The sequence below is a fragment of the Acinetobacter sp. YH16031 genome (genome assembly GCF_013417335.1).
Lineage (GTDB): Bacteria > Pseudomonadota > Gammaproteobacteria > Pseudomonadales > Moraxellaceae > Acinetobacter.
The window spans coordinates 21093-38897 of the sequence record NZ_VPED01000030.1 but is presented as its reverse complement, the minus strand read 5'-3'; the positions used below and the strand labels follow the sequence as shown (position 1 = coordinate 38897).

16 protein-coding genes are annotated in these 17805 nt (G+C 41.3%); 7 read left to right on the top strand and 9 right to left on the bottom strand.

What is annotated here, in order from left to right:
• Positions 1-165: 165 nt before the first annotated feature.
• From FTV31_RS17335 to uvrB, 7 genes are all read right to left on the bottom strand, one after another.
• Positions 166-693, bottom strand: a complete 528-nt coding sequence (locus FTV31_RS17335) for a hypothetical protein (RefSeq protein WP_257227184.1) — start codon at positions 691-693, stop codon at positions 166-168.
• Between the two features lie 29 nt (positions 694-722).
• Positions 723-1097, bottom strand: coding sequence for a helix-turn-helix domain-containing protein (locus FTV31_RS12515; RefSeq protein ID WP_180015132.1), 375 nt, complete (start codon positions 1095-1097; stop codon positions 723-725).
• A 212-nt stretch (positions 1098-1309) separates the two neighbouring features.
• Entirely contained in the window at positions 1310-2767 is a 1458-nt protein-coding gene (locus FTV31_RS12510) for a glyceraldehyde-3-phosphate dehydrogenase (protein WP_004782721.1), read from the bottom strand.
• Between the two features lie 239 nt (positions 2768-3006).
• The gene (locus FTV31_RS12505; protein ID WP_180015130.1) at positions 3007-4773 is read right to left on the bottom strand and encodes a hypothetical protein; all 1767 of its coding nucleotides are present in this window, start codon (positions 4771-4773) and stop codon (positions 3007-3009) included.
• Between the two features lie 133 nt (positions 4774-4906).
• Positions 4907-5839 (bottom strand): EamA family transporter RarD, encoded by a 933-nt coding sequence (gene rarD / locus FTV31_RS12500; RefSeq protein ID WP_180015128.1) that lies wholly within the window; start codon positions 5837-5839, stop codon positions 4907-4909.
• 167 nt (positions 5840-6006) lie between these two features.
• Entirely contained in the window at positions 6007-6606 is a 600-nt protein-coding gene (locus tag FTV31_RS12495) for a lipocalin family protein (RefSeq protein WP_180015125.1), read from the bottom strand.
• A gap of 142 nt (positions 6607-6748) precedes the next feature.
• Positions 6749-8770, bottom strand: a complete 2022-nt coding sequence (gene uvrB, locus FTV31_RS12490; protein ID WP_034170047.1) for an excinuclease ABC subunit UvrB — start codon at positions 8768-8770, stop codon at positions 6749-6751.
• 339 nt (positions 8771-9109) lie between these two features.
• Between uvrB and FTV31_RS12485 the strand changes: the two genes are divergently transcribed.
• On the top strand, positions 9110-9898 hold the full coding sequence (locus tag FTV31_RS12485) for a hypothetical protein (protein ID WP_034580895.1): 789 nt from the start codon (positions 9110-9112) through the stop codon (positions 9896-9898).
• A 57-nt stretch (positions 9899-9955) separates the two neighbouring features.
• On the opposite strand, the gene FTV31_RS12480 is transcribed toward FTV31_RS12485, so the two are convergent.
• Positions 9956-10135 (bottom strand): hypothetical protein, encoded by a 180-nt coding sequence (locus FTV31_RS12480; RefSeq protein WP_004782731.1) that lies wholly within the window; start codon positions 10133-10135, stop codon positions 9956-9958.
• Positions 10136-10580: 445 nt separating this feature from the next.
• On the opposite strand from FTV31_RS12480, the gene FTV31_RS12475 reads away from it, so the two are divergent.
• The 5 genes from FTV31_RS12475 to FTV31_RS12460 all read left to right on the top strand — a co-directional run bounded on the left by FTV31_RS12475 (position 10581) and on the right by FTV31_RS12460 (position 14958).
• On the top strand, positions 10581-11660 hold the full coding sequence (locus FTV31_RS12475; RefSeq protein WP_180015123.1) for an OmpW family protein: 1080 nt from the start codon (positions 10581-10583) through the stop codon (positions 11658-11660).
• 181 nt (positions 11661-11841) lie between these two features.
• Complete coding sequence (locus FTV31_RS12470; protein ID WP_180015121.1) at positions 11842-13056, top strand: MFS transporter; 1215 nt, start codon at positions 11842-11844, stop codon at positions 13054-13056.
• Positions 13049-13183: a hypothetical protein gene (locus tag FTV31_RS17330; protein ID WP_257218399.1), complete on the top strand. Its 135-nt coding sequence runs from the start codon at positions 13049-13051 to the stop codon at positions 13181-13183. The genes FTV31_RS12470 and FTV31_RS17330 overlap by 8 nt, the downstream gene beginning before the upstream one ends.
• A 185-nt stretch (positions 13184-13368) precedes the next feature.
• Positions 13369-14328, top strand: a complete 960-nt coding sequence (locus tag FTV31_RS12465) for a TauD/TfdA family dioxygenase (RefSeq protein ID WP_180015120.1) — start codon at positions 13369-13371, stop codon at positions 14326-14328.
• A 300-nt stretch (positions 14329-14628) separates the two neighbouring features.
• Positions 14629-14958 (top strand): four-helix bundle copper-binding protein, encoded by a 330-nt coding sequence (locus FTV31_RS12460; protein ID WP_004782738.1) that lies wholly within the window; start codon positions 14629-14631, stop codon positions 14956-14958.
• A gap of 100 nt (positions 14959-15058) precedes the next feature.
• Here the strand turns inward: FTV31_RS12460 and sthA are convergent, their stop codons facing one another.
• Positions 15059-16474 carry a Si-specific NAD(P)(+) transhydrogenase gene (gene sthA / locus FTV31_RS12455; RefSeq protein ID WP_005234884.1) on the bottom strand — a complete coding sequence of 472 codons (1416 nt, stop codon included), beginning with the start codon at positions 16472-16474 and terminating at the stop codon, positions 15059-15061.
• A 217-nt stretch (positions 16475-16691) separates the two neighbouring features.
• Here sthA and lipA point away from each other — a divergent pair, with 217 nt between their 5' ends.
• On the top strand, positions 16692-17705 hold the full coding sequence (gene lipA / locus FTV31_RS12450; protein WP_180015118.1) for a lipoyl synthase: 1014 nt from the start codon (positions 16692-16694) through the stop codon (positions 17703-17705).
• The last annotated feature ends 100 nt before the right edge of the window (positions 17706-17805 follow it).

The following is a 17805-nucleotide window of genomic DNA, read 5'->3' as shown; positions in this document are numbered from 1 at the left end:
CGGATGCATATATTGCAGAAATTACTCAACGCTTGAATCATCGTCCAAGAAAAAGACTCGGCTTTAAAAGTCCGAGTCAGGTATTATGGCAACAACATGGTGTTGCACTTCAAATGCTAATCTAAGTTTTAAATAATTATCTTTAAAGTAAGTATCATCGTTACCCTATGTTCTAATATGATCACAGAGTTCTTTTATACCTTCTTTCACCAACTCACATTCAGAATTAAAATTATTTACCAATGTCTTTAATTCTATATTTTCCTCTTGACACCGAACTATCATATCCAGATTCTTTTTGAGTGAAGATGTTCGATCTTTTAATTTTTCAATTTCAAAAAGATACTGGTTATTAAAAAGTTTTTCTCTATTTGCACTTAATTGCCATGATCTAAATTGATATTTCACGCTATTTGCTACATCTATCAAATGATTCTCTAATTCAAGCAAAGATGCATAATTATCTTTAGATATACTAGATAGAATTTCACTCCCTTTCTGCTCTCTCCAGCTTGTATAAGTCATTAATACGGCTATTGGAGCAAAGATTGCAGCTGACCAAAGTAAAAGATTAGTCGCTAAAGTGAGATCAGCTTCTAAAAGTCGAAAGATCGCATAAATTGCGATGCATAAAGTTAGGATAATTGCGTAGACTGCCAATAATCGAGCAACTAAATTTTCTGACTTATCCATTTATTGCTTCCCCAAAAGCAATTTAAACTTTATTTAGCAACACGCTCTTTATTTTTCAAAATCTCTGGCAAACTCCGTTCTACCCAGCCAATCAAATAATTTATTTTTTCTGCTGCTTGCGAACCGGTAATCGTCAATTGATATTCAACTTTGGGTGGTACAACGGGATAAACCGTTCTTAAAATAAAACCATCTTGCTCCAGCATTTTTAAGGTTTGCGCCAGCATTTTTTCACTGACCCCTTCAATTCGCTGTTTCAGCTCACTAAAGCGATGTACACCTTCACTTAAACAGCGCAATACTAGCACTGACCATTTATTGGTGAGATGTTCCAGTATTTCACGGGATGGGCATTCATTAGATAGCACCTGTCCCAACAATGGACTGATTGCATACTTGGTCATTGAAGAGTTCCTTTCTTGATCACGGTTTTTAGTTATTACTTACTATTTTTAATGTACTTACCATTTGTAAGCTAACAGATTCATATGAGCGTATCAAGGTGAATTATCCATCAATTAATGTATATGATTTTATTAAGCTGATTGGCCAACTTTATTTTCCACAATAAAAAAGAGCCTCAAAAGAGGCTCTTTTTTTAGATGACTTCTACAAATTATGCATTTGTTTCAGCAGGAACTTTTGGATAGCTTACGCCGCCCATTTGCTCAGCAATACGAAGTACCTGGCAGCTATAACCTACTTCGTTATCATACCAAACGTAGCAAGTTAAACGGTTGCCTGAAGTGATGGTCGCTTGAGCGTCGAATACACCTGCAGTACGAGAACCGATAAAGTCAGAAGATACAACTTCAGTCGAGTTTGTATAACCGATTTGACCTTGAAGGTTAGAATTGATTGAGATTTGGCGAATGTATTCATTTACTTCATCACGATCAACTTCTTTGTCTAAAGTCAGGTTCAGAATTGCAAGAGATACGTTTGGCGTAGGAACACGTACAGAGTTACCAGTCAACTTGCCTTTCAGTGCAGGAAGTGCTTTCGCAACCGCTTTAGCAGCACCAGTCTCAGTAATAACCATGTTCAATGTTGCAGCACGGCCACGACGATCAGCTTTATGGTAGTTGTCGATCAAGTTCTGGTCGTTTGTGAACGAGTGAACTGTTTCAACGTGACCATTGATCACTGTGTATTTGTCGTTTAACACTTTCAGTGTTGGAGTGATCGCATTGGTAGTACAGCTTGCAGCAGAGATGATTTGATCTTCATCAAGGATGTCAGCCTGGTTCACACCAAATACAACGTTCTTCATGTCACCTTTACCAGGTGCAGTCAGAATTACGCGAGCAGCGCCTGGACATTTCAGGTGTTGAGCAAGACCTTCAGCATCACGCCATTTACCAGTGTTGTCGATCACTAAAGCATTTTCGATACCGTATGCAGTGTAATCCACTTCAGATGGATTAGATGCATAGATCACTTTGATGAACTGGCCGTTTGCAATGATTGCTTCGTTTTCTTCGTCTACAGAAATCGTACCCGCAAATGGACCGTGGATTGAGTCACGACGTAATAAAGACGCACGTTTTTCAAGGTCACCGTCAGATGATTTACGAACTACGATTGCTTTCAGGTTCAAGCCGCGGCCTAGACCTGACTGGCTGATCATCAAACGGGCCAGGATACGACCGATACGACCGAAACCGTAAAGCACCACGTCTTTACCTTCTACAGAAGTTGCATTGCCTTCAAGTGATTTCACAGCGTCAGCAACGAATGCGTTAACATCACCACCTTTTGCTTTGAATTCAACAGCAAGTTTGCCTAGATCAATTTCAGCAGTACCGATGTTTTCCACTTTTGCCAATGCTTCAAGGATTGGGAAAGTGTCTACAACAGAAAGCTCAACGTCTAATACGCGAGTACGACGATGCGCTTTAAGGATCTGGATTACAGAACGGTTAATTAAAGAGCGACCGTAAACTGTAGCTACGATATTTTTTTCACGATATAACTGACCTACTAGGGCAATCATACGTTCCGCAAGTTCTTCACGGTTTTTCCAACGACCTTGGTGCTCTGCATGGAGGGCAACGATAGTGTCTTTGCTCACAGATACGTCCTCTAATTAATTGTAAATCTAAGCATAAATTTCAAAACCCGATAATTGTAATGGAATTGGCCGCAAGTTTGAATCAAAAGCTGATTAACTCTGGCCGAAAATCCGATATATTCACTATAAATTTTGAAAATAATTGTAATTAGTCAGATGATTTTGCATTTAAAATTTGAAAAATCATCTATTAACTATAAAACCCAGATTTTTGTTAAGTGTTGTTTATTCAGCCAGGACTAGAGTTCATAACTGATGGCATTTTCCTGATTAAGCTGCACTTTAGTTCCTGCTGAAAAACTCATGTCCAGACTCATAGAGGCATGGAAGTTTTCTACATCAAAATCGTCATAGGTTTCTGGTAAATGAATCAGGATTGGTAAGCGGGTCAAACCATTATCTCCACATGGAAAAGCATAATGGCGTTCGACCTGTTGTAAATTCTGTAAACTTTCAAATTCCAGAAAAACACTGCTGTTTTCATAGGTACGTGGAACCTGAATAATTTCTAAAAACATGCTGCGCTTTAACTGCTGCAATCTGTTCAGTGCGATTTCAATATCCTGATCTGAAGTGTCCTTAGTCCATAGTTTCTTGAAAATGGACTTCTTCTCATGCTCTCTCTTTTGACGATGTAGCGTATTGATATATTTTTTCAAATCCCGATATTGCTGCACATTATCTGCAATTGTAGACTGAATATCCTTGACCGGCTGCTCGGAACGCTGGTGCATCACCTGCCACTCATGCGAGTTGGTCGGAATAAAGGTTTCACCTTTGCGTTTTTCCAGCAGGCGAATAAATCCCAGTAATTTATATTCAAAATTCTGGATATATTGGTTAAACATAAACGCTGGCTGCGATTTGAAATCGCGGTAATAGGCCAGAATTTCAGAAAAGATTTTATGTACGTGCAAATATAAATAAGAAAATTCTTCAATATGAGAAAGATGATCACGGATCGCATCACGCATGGGTAATAACAATTCCCGAGTCAGAATTTCCTCAAAGTTTTTCAAATGTCGCTGTGCCACCACATCGGCATTTTTTTCTACCACCTGAATGGGTTCAACTAGTAAAGGCAGTAGCTTTTGTTCTGAGATTTGTTCCAGATCATGCACAATATCAATCACGTCCAGATGAATCTGGCTTTGCAAGGTTACCATACGTTGCATCTGTGATTTCAGCGTTTCGACCACTTCCTCATCCATATCCTCTTTCAAATCCAGGACAAGAACATTCAGGTAAACCTGATCTTCAAGTGCACCCTTTTCTTCAATCAGGAAACGGCGAATAGAATATGGATTCTGTTGTACATCCATCACTGGCGCAACAATGAATAAAAATCGCGAAGTACGGACAATATCAAAATGACGGATTTCTTGTTCTTTGATCAGGAAATAGCGAAACAGTGGATGTTTCATTTCCACCGTTTGTTTTTTTAATAGAGGTTTGTACCAATAACCAAGGAGTTGCTGCTTGATAAACACCTCGGTAATAAAGCATTTCACATGCTCTTCAGTCAGCTGGCGCACCCCTTCTAGAGGTTGCAACTTCAGTTCACGGATAATTTCAGCAGCATTTAGCAAAAAGGTTCGGCGCAGTTCCAGTTTTTCACGCTGCATCTGAAAGTTTTCATCGACTTCGATTTTATCAATTTGCTCAAGTGCATTTTCCAGATAATCCGCAATCTGCAAACTGTCATTTAAGCCTTTCAGGCTTTGCAAGGATAAGGCAAAGGTGCTGGCATAATAACGCATCCGGTCATTTAAAAACTTTTGACTGAGCAACTCGACCGAATGTTGAGCCTGGTATCGATATTGATTGGCATCACGATCCCAGAGAATTTTTTTGGGTTTTAAAATCTGAAAATCGATACTTTCTTTAAGCTCGGCAGATACATCAGCCAGAACTGTTCTGAGTTCACGTTGCCATTCCAAATCCAGGCTTGGCTCTAGCTGTGACAGGCGTGCACGTAATTGATATGGAATAGCGATTTCTGACATACAATTTCCCAAATAAATCGTGATATCTTGTTATTTTGTGATGAATGTCTCGAATTTTACATTATCTAGACTGACAATCTACAAATATTGTCTAATTAAAGCTACACGATCTGGAATTTAATATTTTCGAAAATCATTTCTCTTTAAGTTGTTCCAGCTTTTCTACTTTCTGCATAAGTTCGCGTTGTTTCAGCTTTTGCTGACGTAAATGCAAAATACCTTCAATTACCAACAATACGACGGCTAGCCAGATCGGAAGATAGGTCAGCCATTCGCCGGCTTCAACCCGCTCCCCTAATGCCATAGACGCAAAGGCCAAAAGTACTGGTTCCAGATAACTTAATAGCCCAAAAATAACAAATGGCAAATAGCGGCTTGCCAGAATATAACTTCCCAATCCTAACGCACTTAGAAAGCCTAGACCCAATACCGCAAAAATCAGATGCTGTGCATTAAGAATCAATTGCATGGAATCGCTATGAATAAAGCCCAGGTAAATCGCGACAGGCAGAATGATGAAGAGATCCCACCAGAAACCTCCTAAATGATCTGTCTGAAATTTACGGCGCATAAAGAAATACAGCGGATATGCAAGTGCTACATACACCGTTTCCCACGCGATCGAACCGATTCGCCAGATTTCATGTCCTACACCTAATATGGCCAGTGCGACTGCTGCCATCTGCCAGCGTGACAACTTCTCTTTATAGAGCACACATCCGACCAGCACCATGACTAAAGGCAACAGAAAATATCCCAGGGATACCTGTAAACCGCGGCCATTAATTGGTCCCCATAAAAAGAGCCACAGCTGTGTGGTACATAACAAGGAACTGATGATCAACCAGATCAGAAAAGCAGGTTGTTTGAGAATGCGTTTTAAAATTTGAGTGATATGGCTGAGGTCACCTGACCACCACATGAACGCAGTCAAAAATGGAATGGTCGCCAGCATCCGCCAGGCAAAGGTCTGTTCACTGTCTAAAGGCTGCAAAAATGGCGTGAATATATAAAGAACACCAAATACCACTGATGCCAATACCGATAATGCAATGCCTTTATACATGCTTCAAACCTAAAATCACTCCAGCGCATTATAACGATTAGTCTAAAATAAAGCTTGAAGATTCATCTGACCAAAGGTGATAACAAGGCAAAATACATGATTCAAAAAAGAGAAGCATTAAAAAACCATGCCGAAACATGGTTTTTATACATAACCCGAGTGGCTTTTTATTTTCTTGCCTGTTGGGTCTGTTTAGTATGAATCACATCACTCAAATCGTAACCCACAGATTGCGCATATTGCAGGTATTCATTCACCACATTCTGATCCAGTTGAGGATCACGTGACAATACCCACATATATTTACGTTTAGGCTCGCCGACCAGTACAGTTTGATAATTATCATCCAGTTTCAATACCCAATAATCGCCACGGCCCACTGGTAACCAGCGAATAAACTCTGGCAAGAAACTTACTTTGAGCTTGGTGTTATAAGGAGCATTCTGAATGTATGCCTCACCTACGGATTGAGTCACCTGACCATTTTTCTGGATACAGCGGTTATCTACATTAACGTTACCATTTTCATTTAATGTATATGTCGCCGTAACGTCACGATCGCACTTATTCTGGAACGAAAGTGGTTTACGAGCCACTTCATACCAAGTGCCCAGATAACGGTCCAATTCAACTTTCTCTACAGTGGGTAAAGAATCGTTCTTGGCATAAGCCATGGTTGCAGCCCCGAGTCCAAGTAGAACTGCACCACCCACTGCAATTTTTGCAAGTTTCAATCCCGCATGAGGGAGATTATTTTTAGTTGTCATACGATACCTATTTGATCAGGACAAAATTTTCAACATGAATATTTCGTACTTACAATAGCGGCATCCGCAGACATACTTTGTAGCATTATGTTAGGTTTGTGATTGATTTTACGTAATTTAAATCTGTAATTTAAACACAGACCTAACTTAACATCTGCGCTTTTAAACGTAAAATTTCATCCCGTATACGTGCAGCCTGCTCAAACTGTAGCTCTTTTGAAGCCTTGAGCATTTCTTTTTCCAGTTTATTGATATGCTTCGCGAACATCTTCGGATCGGCCATGATATGACGCTCATCTGCACTGATCGCTCGGGCCTGATCGGAAGCTTTCAGCTCAATAGTTTCATCATCCAGCACTTCACCCGTATCAATTTCCTTAATCACCTGACGCACTGCACTACGCGGTGTAATACCATGCTCTTCATTGAACTGAATCTGTTTGGCACGACGGCGTTCAGTCTCATCAATGGCTTTTTGCATAGAATCGGTAATGCGATCCGCATACAAAATCGCTTTACCTTTCAAGTTACGTGCAGCACGACCAATGGTCTGGATCAATGAACGCTCTGAACGCAGGAAACCTTCTTTATCCGCATCCAAAATCGCAACCAGTGAAACTTCTGGCATATCCAGACCTTCACGCAGCAGGTTAATGCCGACCAGAACATCGTGCACACCGGTACGCAGCTCATGAATAATTTTCACACGCTCAACAGTATCAATATCGGAGTGCAAATAGGCAACCTTGATTCCATATTCTTTTAAATAGGACGTCAGGTCTTCTGCCATGCGCTTGGTCAATGTGGTCACCAGCACACGTTCATTCATTTCCTTACGAATATTGATTTCAGACAATACATCATCGACCTGAGTCAGGACTGGACGGATTTCAATTTCCGGATCAATCAGACCGGTTGGACGAACCACCTGCTCGACCACCTGTTCAGATTTTTCCAGTTCATATCTTGCAGGTGTTGCACTGACGTACACAGTCGTCGGTACAATACGTTCCCATTCCTCAAATTTCATCGGACGGTTATCCAGCGCACTTGGCAAGCGGAAACCGTAATTCACCAGATTTTCTTTACGGGAACGGTCACCTTTGTACATGGCTCCAATTTGTGGAACGGTCACATGCGATTCATCAATAATCAGCAAGGCATCATCGGGTACATAATCAAAAAGCGTTGGCGGTGCCTCACCTGCCGGACGGCCAGATAAATGACGTGAATAGTTTTCGATCCCGTTGGTATAACCGAGCTGCTGCATCATTTCCAGATCATAACGGGTACGCTGCTCGATCCGCTGAGCTTCCAGCAACTTGTCATTTTCACGGAAAAAGACCAGACGTTCTTTTAACTCATCTCGAATCGTTTCAATCGCGCGAGCCAGATTGTCTTTCGGTGTTACATAGTGACTTTTAGGATAGATCGTGACACGCGGCACTTTACGGATCATTTTCCCGGTTAAAGGATCAAACCAGCGAATGGAGTCGACTTCATCATCAAACAGTTCAATCCGGATGGCATCCTGATCCGATTCGGCTGGGAAAATATCAATGATCTCACCACGGATACGATAGGTACCACGCAGGAATTCCAGTTCATTACGTGAATACTGCATTTCGACCAGACGACGGATAATATCATCACGACCAATGCGGTCACCTTCCACCACATGCAGCAACATGCTCATATAGGCATTCGGATCACCCAGACCGTAAATTGCAGACACCGAAGCAACAATAATCGCATCGCGACGTTCTAATAAGGCACGCGTTGCCGAAAGACGCATCTGGTCAATATGATCATTAATTGCCGCATCTTTCTCGATAAAGGTATCTGAAGATGGTACATAGGCTTCTGGCTGATAGTAGTCATAATAACTGACGAAATATTCAACCGCATTATTCGGAAAAAATGCTTTAAATTCACCGTAGAGCTGTGCAGCCAGCGTTTTGTTATGGGCCATGACAATAGTCGGACGCTGGGTACGGGCGATGACATTGGCCATAGTATAGGTTTTACCCGAACCGGTAACCCCCAGCAAAAGCTGATCGTGATAGCCTTTTTCTATACCCTTGACCAGCTTTTCAATGGCCTGTGGCTGATCGCCAGCAGGTTGATAATTAGTCACCAGTTCAAAGGGTTGTTTATCACTCATAGCTTTAATAATTTCACTGCGGATATCGACTCAATTTATTATGGGGGTAAAACTGAATTACTCAATCCCTATCCAGGTTTCTGTTTAGTAAAATAAATCGAGTGAAATATTATGCTTTCGTAGCCTAAAACCATTTTAGTTCTAATCTTTTCTATCAAAATTGAATCAGTATAAGTTTTGATTCGGTTCCTTACCTTATTCTGGCTTATTCGCTATTCAGCTAAAATTTCTGGATAAAGTTCTGCCATATCTGATGATGTAATAAAGATTAATTTCACCTTGACCCTTATAGCGTTCAAAGGCAACATGAAGCTAATCAGGACATCGAATAAAAAAGCCATGACTTACCATTATCACGATGAAAGTATTGTTAAATCTCTGCCAGAAAATACGGTATTTGTTTTCGGAAGCAATTTAGCCGGACAACATGCCGGAGGTGCAGCTCGAACAGCTTATGAGCATTTTGGGGCGGTTATGGGGGTTGGTCGTGGCTGGGCAGGTCAAAGTTATGCTATTCCGACTATGAATGAGCATTTGCAACAGATGCCTCTCTCACAGATCCAGCACTATATTGATGACTTCAAGATTTACACCAAGAACCATCCTAAAATTAAATATTTTATTACTTCAGTCGGTTGCGGCATTGCTGGTTATAAAGTCGAAGAAATTGCTCCGATGTTCAAAGGCATTTCTCACAATGTCATTTTTCCGCAATCTTTCCGGCCTTTTGTAGAAAAAGCGCTTCCGAAAATTACGTCGCAATTCCTGCATACCATCTTCCGGGATTCAGTGATTTTTACTCCGGCGACAGATGAGCTGATTGATGTTCTGGCACTGACCGATAATGAAAAGAGTCTGGCCAAGATTCTGCTCAATACTCAGATTTATCCGGTCGACAGCAATGGTCGTGATCGTGTATTCGAGATTGAAGATATTCTGCATAACCTGAATGGCAAGATTTTTGACTTTCAGAATAATTCTGAAGGTTCCATGCTGTTTGGTGCCGTAATTCTGGCGCTACTGGAACTTTATAATATCAATGAAAAAGACTTTATTGATGTCTGGAAAGGCGATCGTGAGATTGCCCCACCAAAACCTGAAAATAAAGCACGTAAAACAGTTCGCTAAGGTAGCTCCCAAATTTTACTCATAAAAAAGCCATGAACTTCATGGCTTTTTTATTTTTTAACGTTTGCCCATTGAACGGCGTGTACCACGAGGTGGCATCCAGGTCCGATCAGCATAACGCTGCGGTTTAGGTCGCAGATCTTCCAGAACTTCATCTGAAGCAGATTGTTCTGCCTGTTTTAATGGAAACGGTAAATTAACCAGTGGCTTTTTCTTGGGAGAATTTTGGGAGCTCATGCGCAATACTCAATAATTTATGCGGCTATTGTACAAAAAAACTCTATCTGCTGTGTACCATCGGTTAGCTAAATTTATTCAAGCTTTTTCTAGTGAGTTTAAAGCAGAAAATTTCCTGATTTCTTGTACAAATCACGTCCAGGATAGAAAGCTTAAATCATTATTTAAAACTTAGATTAATGAGAAAAATATTACCCACTTATTATTCTATTACTTCGATAAAACTGAAAATTTTATAAAAATTAATATCCTATTTATCTTCACTATTCATAATAATTTTTACATAAATATATATTTTATTAATACAATTTATACAAACTTTGGCATTTTTTACTTTCTGTTAACTTTTCACTACTCGTTCTGTAACTGTGTAAATTGGTGAGATTTAACTAAATTGTTCAATAGAAAAACAAATAACTAGCACGGACAAGGAGTCCTCTGAACAATGAAGACAATCATGGTATGCATGGCAGGTCTAGCCACATTACCCCTGCTTGCACATGCAGAATCCCCATATTTCAGCCTACAGGATGGCGATGGCTTTAAACGATTTTCCGTTTCAGTCGGTGCACTGCATGTCATGCCACAAGGAAAAGCTCAGCCCTTTCAAGTTAATACTGCTGTAAAAAATGGTGAAGTTGCCAGAAATGGTGCTATTCAAGTCGATACCGTATTGAATAACTTGAATTCTAATGTTGACCAAGAGGGTCTTGCAGCAGCATTAGAATTTCTGGGTTTTTTTACCGGTGGTGAATTAGGTAGTGGACTCAGCGGTAGTTCACGAATTCAAGGGTTGGAGGAGTGGAATAATCCGGGCACCGGTCTGGAAGCAGATGATGTCACTACCCTTGGGATTTTAAGTAATTACTTTTTTACCGATCACGTATCACTTGAAATGAAAGCCGGCATTCCACCCAAAGTGGACTTACAGGGCAAAGGAAAAATTTATGCTCCTTTCGCTGCGATTGCTACACCTCAAATCGGTAGTTTGCCTTTAGAATTCCTGAATATCGATCTGCAAAATGATATTTTTATTACTGATTTAGAAGCTCATGGTCCTGCAGCATCAGCACGTGCCTGGACGCCTGCTTTTGAATTGCAATATCATTTTGGAAAAACCGGAGTTAATAAGTTTCGCCCTTATGTCGGCTTAGGGGTAATGTATGCTTACTTTAATGAATTGGAGATTAACCCGCGTACTGAACAGGATTTGATTGCAGCCGGACATATGATTGCCAATATCAAAGAAGGCAATGCTGGAGCTTCACTGGAAGGTAAACCGAGCAATGCCAATCCTACAGTTGATCTTGAAGCAACCGATGCATTCGCTCCGATAGCTACCGTCGGTTTCACCTATGATTTTAATGAACGCTGGTTTGCAGTGGGTTCATTGTCTTATGCCCATCTTAAAAATGAAACCACTATTACTGTTTCTGATGATAGTTTGGGTGAATTAATTACCTCTAAGGCCGATATTGAAGTTAATCCAATTCTGGCCTATGCCGGATTCGGGATGCGTTTCTAATCAATTAATTCTTTCATTAAAAAAACTGAATGCTTCAGAACAACGGCTACGGCCGTTGTTCTGCGTTTAGGCATTTTATATAACTATAAAAAAAATTTATCGTTTGATTAATTTTTATTTTATCGCCTCTCTAAGTTGAATCGAATACTATACCTATCAACTTTATATGCTTGAATGACTTATGGCTGACAGTCAATTTTCCAGGACCCTGATTTTAATGCTGATTGGCGCTGCCATTATTCTGGCTTTATCTTTGGGGATTCGTCATGCATTTGGCCTATATCTAGTGCCAATGAGTGAAGAATTTGGTTGGGGTCATAATGTCTTTAGTTTGGCCATTGCCATGCAGAACCTGATCTGGGGTGCTGTTCAGCCTATTACTGGTGCCTTCGCTGACAAATATGGCAGCAAGATTGTCGTTGCCATTGGCGGTGCCTTATATGCGCTTGGCCTGTTATTGATGGCTGTCAGTTCGACTGGATTATTATTGAATCTCAGCGTCGGACTGATTTTAGGTTTAGCTTTGTCTGCCACTTCTTTCCCAGTTTTATTGTCTGCGGTTGGACGAGCTGCACCACCTGAAAAACGCAGTCTGGCAATGGGGATCGCCAGTGCAGCAGGCTCCTTCGGCCAGTTTATTATGCTGCCCTCAACGCTGTTACTTTTACAGAATGTCGGCTGGTCAGCAGCACTTGTCGTCAGCGCAATTTTAATCGCTTTGATTGTACCTTTGGCCTGGATGCTAAAAGCCCCGATGTATGTCGATCCAAATGCCGTATCTACACCGAATAAGGTATCACTCAGCTTTAAACAGATTTTAGTGGTAGTCAAAAACCATAAGCCATTCTGGTTTCTGGCGATGGGCTTTTTTGTCTGTGGCTTTCAGGTGGTCTTTATCGGGATTCACCTGCCGGGTTATCTGATTGATCATGGATTCAATGCTACAACTGGCACCATTTTCCTGGCGCTGGTGGGCCTGTTTAATGTTGTCGGTACCTATACGGCTGGTTGGCTCGGTGGAAAATATTCCAAACCACGTCTGCTAATGGGCTTATACGGTCTGCGCGGGCTTGCAATTATCGCCTTTCTGATGCTGCCTTTAAGCACCTGGACGGTCTATGCGTTTGGTGTCATCATGGGATTATTATGGCTTTCTACCGTACCACTGACCAACGGTATTGTTGCCAATATGTTTGGCGTGAAATATCTGACCATGCTCAGCGGGATTGTATTCTTTACCCATCAGGTCGGTTCATTCTTTGGCGGCTGGCTCGGCGGTGTAAACCATGACATGAGTGGCAATTATAATGCGGTATGGATGCTGTCGATTGCCTTAAGTATTTTTGGCGTACTGGTGCACTTATGGGTAAATGAGGAGCAAATCGTACATGACTGATTCCACCTTTCTGCTCAAGCTTTCGATTGCGATAGCAATGGTACTTCTCCTCGCTATTTCTCTATTGCTCTGGAGCCAGACTCCAGAACTGTTTGAGTACTTTAATCAGGCTTTTTGCGCACACTGATTGTCAAATATTTGACATTTTTCAGCAGCTTTAGGACTTTGTTTTGCCATTTTAATTAAAAGATATCAAATCAATCATTTAGATATTTTTATTAAGTTTTTCATAAGTTTAGCAATTCTTTTGATTTTATTTTTGCTCTGGTTTTTTTTAGATTTTCTGCAACAAGAAAATTCAGAGACTTTCCAATGACAAGCTTGACCCAACTTTCACAAGCCATTCACGATGCACCACGCTGGCATCAGCAAGATCAGTTCCAGAATACTGATGAAATCAAAATTGTCCCGCAGGCAGATCAAGCCCTAGGCGCAGTGGTTTATGGCCTCGATGCCCGCAAAGCCCAAGCTGGTGAAACTATCCTGCGTCTGAAGCAAGCTCTGGCTGAACATTTGATCCTGATTTTTAAAAATCAAAGTCTAGATGATCTACAGTATCTGGCATTTGCCACCTATTTCGGTTCAATCTTCCGTCCAGATGCTGACACGCCAGTACTGGCTTCTAAAACAGATACCGGCATTCCACCTGATGTCGTACTAGTTTCCAATGCAGTCGGTCAAGGGGATTACACCGGTCATGGTGAACTTGCCCCGCATGCCGATCACCAGTGGACACCGTTACCTTCTTTTGGCTCTTTACTCTATGCCATTGAACTGCCAAAAGACGGTGGCCAGACGTCCTGGATCAATACCATCAAGGCTTATGAAGCCTTAGATGAAAAAACCAAAGCAAAAATCGATCAGTTACAGCTCATTACCTATAATCCATTTGTACGCTTCCAGAGCAATAAAGGTAGCAATGCGTATGCGGGTAATATGCCAAAATATCGCTTTAAAGATCAGCCAATTTTAGGTCACGCCTACCCGCACCCACTGGTACGCACCCATCCTGAATCTGGCCGTAAAGCACTTTGGTTAAATACCCATACCGAAGTTGAGCTGGTGAATTATGACGATCAGGCAGGTAGTGAACTGATTGCAAAATTACGTGAGCATGTCTTAAAACCTGAATTCGCTTATGAGCACCATTGGGAAGCAGGCGATATCGTGTTCTGGGACAATCAGGTTACTCTACATTCACGCCGTCCTTTCCCTGCTGATCAGCGCCGTTTATTAAAACGTATCAGCCTGGCAGGTAGTCGTCCATTTTAATCACCATAAAAATATAATAAAGAGAAAGGTCATTTAAGCCTTCGACAATAACGACTCATCATGTAGATTTTCCGCCATTGAGGAATGACCGCCTCAATGGTTTTATTTTTAAATTTTTAGTCATCCTATTTTGGGAATATCAGGATAGAGGTTTTAAATTAAATTTTTTAAAAATACAGCTTTTAACAAAATCGGTGATTGGATTACTTTTTCTCACTCAAACTGCCTAGTGTATTTTTCCTTTTCTGCTTAGCGTATTAAAAAACAAGCGATTACTATAGCCGCAAAAAGGAGAAGAAAATGAACGAGATTCAGTTTTCAGATTGTGTTCGTGCATGTATGACCTGCTCTCTGGCCTGTACCAACTGTGCCAGTGCCTGCCTGAAAGAAGAACATTTAGAAATGATGCGGGAATGTATCCAGCGCTGTCTGGACTGTGCTGATCTGTGTCAGCTCTGCGCCCGCATGCAACAAAAGCAATCTCCATTTATCAAAGAGATTTGCGAGCTATGCGCTAAAGCTTGCGATTATTGTGTAGAAGAATGTGGCCATCATGAGGATGATCATTGCCAGCAATGTGCCGAAGCTTGCCGTCGCTGTGCTGAAGAATGCCGCAAAATGGCAGCCTAATTTCCAGCATTACTGACAAAATTGAATTTTTTCAATCTGAAAAATAAAAAAACCCGCAAGCCAAACCTGCGGGTTTTTGATCTAACCTGAATAAATCAAATTAGAATAAACGGTTCATACCATTCAAGGTTGCCACACGGTAAGCTTCTGCCATTGTTGGATAGTTGAATGTGGTTTCTACAAAATACTTGATCGTATTGTTCGGGCTGTTCATGACTGCCTGACCAATGTGGATAATTTCTGAAGCATTATTACCGAAGCAATGAACACCCAGAACTTCCAGCGTATCGCGATGGAACAGGATTTTTAATTCGCCAACTGTATCACCGGTAATCTGCGCACGCGCCAGATGACGGAAAGAAGCCTGACCCACTTCATACGGGATTTTTTCTTCAGTCAGCTGCTGCTCAGTTTTACCGATCGAAGAAATTTCCGGAATGGTATAAATACCAGTCGGAATATCAGTCACAGGTGCAACGTCTTGTTCACCGCTCATGTTGGCACCTGCACAACGACCTTGGTCATAGGCAGCAGAAGCCAATGATGGCCAGCCAATCACGTCACCTGCAGCATAGATATTTTCGACTTCAGTCTGATACTGCTCATTCACGGTTAATTGACCGCGACTGTTTGGTTTCAGGCCAATATTTTCAAGGCCTAAACCGTCAGTATTCCCTGAACGGCCGTTACACCACAGGATGGCATCAGCTTTAATTTTCTTGCCGCTTTGTGTATGTAGAACCACATAATCATCAGAAGTTTCAAGGAAGTCGATCTGTTCATTATGACGGATCAATACACCCTGTTCACGTAAGTGATAAGACAATGCATCAGAAATTTCATCATCTAAATAGCTGAGCAGTTTTGGTTGGGTGTTGATCAGGTCAACTTTATGTCCCAATCCAATAAAGATCGATGCATATTCACAGCCAATCACACCTGCGCCATAAATAATGATTTTTTGGATTGAGAAATCCAGATCCAGAATTTTGTCTGAATCAAATACACGTGGATGATTGAAATCAAGAATCTCTGGACGGTATGGACGTGAACCAGTTGCGATCACCAGTTGCTGGAACATAATAGTTTCTTTTATGCCATCTGGTGTAAATACAAAGATCGTATTTTCGTCTTGAATATAAGCACGACCATGATAGATATCAATCTTGTTACGGTCATAAAAACGTGAGTGGGTATCTACCTGCTGCTGAATGACTTTATGTGCATTGCGCAGTACCTGTTTCATGGTGAATTGTTTCCATTCACCTACTTTTTGAAACATTGGATCACGTTGATAACGGATAATACTAGATACCGTCTGACGCAATGCCTTACTTGGAATCGTACCTACGTGAGTACAGTTACCACCCAGCTGTTCACGCATATCCACAATTGCAACACGCTTACCAGATTTGGCAAGTTTCATTGCCGCGCCTTCGCCCGCAGGGCCTGAACCTAGAACTACCGCATCGTACTTAACGAAAGTCCCACTAACGACCTCTTTTTTACGTGGCATTCAACGCTCCTTAAAATTAAAAAATTTTGCTTTAATCTACGCTATATTATGACGTAATTGCTGCCGATTTGGTGTATTTAACTTACATATATTGTGTGATAAGAACATTTTTTAAATGAATAATCCTTTTCGCCCTATTTCACCCGAGTTTCGTTATAATTAAAAAAGTGTTAACTTTGATTTATCTCCCTCCTTCAAAACAGTGGAAAAGTTATATATGTCTGAAAACCGTAAACCTGAACAGGGTATCAAACTTCGCGGCGCAGAAAAGGTCGCCCGTATTCCTGTAAAAGTTGTTCCTACGGTTGAAACGCCACGTAAACCGGACTGGATCCGCGTGAAAATGGCCGCTCCCGAAGAAGTTCAGCGTATTAAAACTACACTTCGTCAGCAAAAACTGCATACCGTATGTGAAGAAGCGGCCTGTCCGAACCTGCCTGAATGTTTTGGTGGGGGTACAGCAACCTTTATGATTATGGGTGATATTTGTACGCGTCGCTGTCCGTTCTGTGATGTGGCACATGGTCGTCCAAATGCACTGGATCCGGATGAACCGCGTCATATGGCAGAAACAATTGCCAACCTGGGTCTGAAATATGCAGTCATCACTTCAGTAGACCGTGATGACCTGCTGGATGGCGGTGCACAGCATTTTGTGGACTGCATTAAAGAAGCTCGTGCTTTGAGTCCAAAGACTTTGCTGGAAATTCTAGTACCTGATTTCCGTGGTCGTATGGATATTGCTTTACGTATCATGACTGAATGTCCACCAGACGTGTTTAACCACAACATCGAAACTGTGCCACGTCTATATAAAGCCATGCGTCCAGGTTCTGATTATCAGCACTCTTTAAATCTTTTGAAAATGTTTAAAGATTATTGCCCAGAAATTCCAACCAAATGTGGTTTGATGGTCGGTATCGGTGAAACTGAAGAAGAAGTTCTCGCTCTGTTAAATGACCTGAAAGCGCATGACGTAGATTATGTAACCATTGGCCAGTATCTACAGCCATCTAAACAGCATGCACCAATCGACCGTTTTGTAACACCAGAAGAATTCGAACGTTATGCAGAACATGGCCGTAAGCTTGGCTTTAAGAATATCTGGTCAGCACCGATGGTACGTTCAAGTTACTTTGCGGATCGTCAATACTATGGTGAACCGGTTCCAGAAGTACGCCGTAAAGTTGATCCAGCGAAAAAAATCGCTGTACAGGCAATTGAAGCTTAAAATGAATTAGATCAAAGCCCTCTTAAGTAGAGGGCTTTTTTATGCCTAACTAAATTTATATTTGTTCACTTTTTAATTATTTTACCTACCATCTCTTAGA